Origin of the sequence: Brevibacterium sp. SIMBA_078, assembly GCF_046534565.1 — a bacterium.
GTDB lineage: Bacteria > Actinomycetota > Actinomycetes > Actinomycetales > Brevibacteriaceae > Brevibacterium.
On record NZ_JAWRYQ010000062.1, the window covers coordinates 1 to 366 of the forward strand.

General features: G+C 38.8%; 1 protein-coding gene. It reads right to left on the minus strand.

All coding sequences use genetic code 11. The features are described from left to right. Window positions 1-67: 67 nt before the first annotated feature. On the minus strand, window positions 68-366 hold a 299-nt coding region (locus SB749_RS18870; RefSeq protein WP_410711649.1), incomplete at its 5' end, for a hypothetical protein.

A 366-nucleotide genomic window follows, 5' to 3' on the forward strand; every position in this document is an offset into this window, starting at 1 on the left:
TACGAAAAGTACCAGTACGTGAAATACTGATACTTTCGCCATTTGCATTAGTATATGTTAATTTCATCTATAGCCCCCACTCTCTAGCTAATCTACGTGATACTTGTAGATTTTTACGTGCTATATCAGAAGGTGAAAGTGGTTCAGGAGAATTGATAGTAATGTTTTGTACAATACCTTCACCATAACCGCCTTTCATGTCCTTCCCTAGTAAGTCACTTACCATACTTGCATATGGTTTCATGTAGCGTTTTCTTTCGATAGGCATTACTACTTCAGCACCAGCTTCACCTACACCTTGACCACCACCTAAAAGGGAAGCCCCTTTAAAGATGTTACCTTTAGCGTTCCAGTTAATACTAAATG